Below are 1,767 nucleotides of genomic sequence, written 5' to 3'. Positions count from 1 at the left end.
CGGTCCCCCGGCGGAGGCGCGTCGCGGCCGTGGAGCCGGGCGGCGGCGGCGGGGAGGCCCCGCCCCGGTCGACCGTCAGATCAGCTCGAGGCGACGCCCCATGTCGGAGACGAACACGCCGTTCGGGTCGATCCCCCGGCGGGTGGCGATCCACGAATCGATCCGAGGGTACATCGCGTGGAAGCGCTCGGCCGGGACGCGGGAGTCCTTGGCCGTGTACAGGCGGCCGCCCATCGACATGACCTTGGCGTCGAGTTCGTTGACGAACGTGTTGAGCCGGCTGTTGATCGGGAAGTCCACGCAGACGTTCCATCCCTCCATGGGGAAGGACAGCGGCGCCTGGTTTCCCGGGCCGAAGAGCTTGAAGACGTTGAGAAACGAGTAGTGCCCCGAGCGCTGGATGTCGCCGATGATCTCCTTGAAGCCCTCGACCTCGCCGGGCGGGACGATGAACTGGTACTGCAGGAATCCCTTGGACCCGTAGGCCCGGTTCCACTCGGAGAACAGGTCGAGCATGTGGTAGAACGCCGGCAGCGTCTTGATCTGGTTCCGGGACGTGACCCCGAGCCGGTAGTACACCTCGCCGATGGGGCCGAAGGTGTACTTGTTCGCGAGCCCGTTGGGGAAAATGTCCGGGAAGGTGATGAGCGGCTTGGCGTCCATCGCCAGGGGGTTCTTCGCCAGCTTGGGCGCGTATTCCTCGAGTTCGGCGAGGGTGGCCAGCGACCCGCGGGACACGGCTGCCCGGCCGAGCTTCGGCGGCGCGCTGATCGCGTCGAACCAGGCCGAGGAGTAGGTGTACTTCGACTCGGAACCGTCGGTGTGCAGGGCGATCGTCTCGTCGAGCGACCCGGTCTGATCGGAATCGGCCAGGAAGAAGGCGGTCTCGGTGCGGGTCATGGCGATCCACACCTTGAGGATCACGCCGGTCAGGCCGTTGCCGCCGACCGTGGCCCAGAACAGGGTGCCCTCCGGGTCGTCGGCGGTACCGCTCGGCTCCAGGGTCAGCACCCGGCCGTCGGCGACGAGCAGTTCCATGCGGGTGACGTGGTTGCCGAAGGACCCGGCCGAATGGTGGTTCTTACCGTGGATGTCGTGCCCGATCGCTCCGCCGACGGTGACCTGCCGGGTGCCCGGCAGCACCGGAACCCACAGGCCGAACGGTAGGGCCGCGCGCATGAGCTGGTCGAGGTTCACGCCCGCGTCCACCACGGCCAGCGCCTTCTCGGCGTTGAGCTCGTGGATGCGGTTGAAGTGGCTCATGTCCAGCACGAGACCACCGGAGTTCTGGGCGCTGTCGCCGTAGGAGCGACCGAGCCCGCGGGCCACCACACCGCGTCGCAGGTGGGCGGGGCTCGACGCGTTGGCGTCGTTGACCGCCGCCACGGCCGCCGATATCTCCTCCACGGACCGTGGGGTGAGCACGTGGCTCATCGCGGGGGAGGTGCGCCCCCAGCCGGTGAGGCGCTTGAGTTCGGTGTCCAGGGAGACGGTGGTGGTGGAGGGCTGGCCGGGGAGGCTGTTCTGGGCGGTGCTCACAGGGTCGAGGGTACCGCTCAGCGGCTCCCGACCCACCCCGCGACGGCCCCGGCGTGACGTCCGCAACGCCCCCGGCGCGCCCGACCGCTGGTGACGCTATCGGCAGCCGGTGGTGAACGGGACCCCGCGGGCGCGGTCGTCGACCCAGTCGAGCGCCGGGCCCACCGCGGTGTAGGCGGCCAGGATGTGCTCGCCCGGAACGGGCGTGTACTCGACGTCGGCACCGGC

General features: G+C 69.6%; 1 protein-coding gene. It reads right to left on the bottom strand.

All coding sequences use genetic code 11. The annotated features are described in order from the left end of the window. Nucleotides 1-75: 75 nt before the first annotated feature. A complete protein-coding gene (locus tag G6024_RS00625; RefSeq protein ID WP_159147580.1) occupies nucleotides 76-1,539 on the bottom strand; it encodes a decaprenylphosphoryl-beta-D-ribose oxidase in 1,464 nt (487 codons plus the stop codon). Nucleotides 1,540-1,767: the final 228 nt, after the last annotated feature.

Origin of the sequence: Dietzia maris (genome assembly GCF_014144855.1) — a bacterium.
Taxonomy (GTDB): domain Bacteria; phylum Actinomycetota; class Actinomycetes; order Mycobacteriales; family Mycobacteriaceae; genus Dietzia; species Dietzia kunjamensis.
Note: the sequence above shows the minus strand (reverse complement) of the source record. Positions and strands in the feature narration are given on the sequence as shown.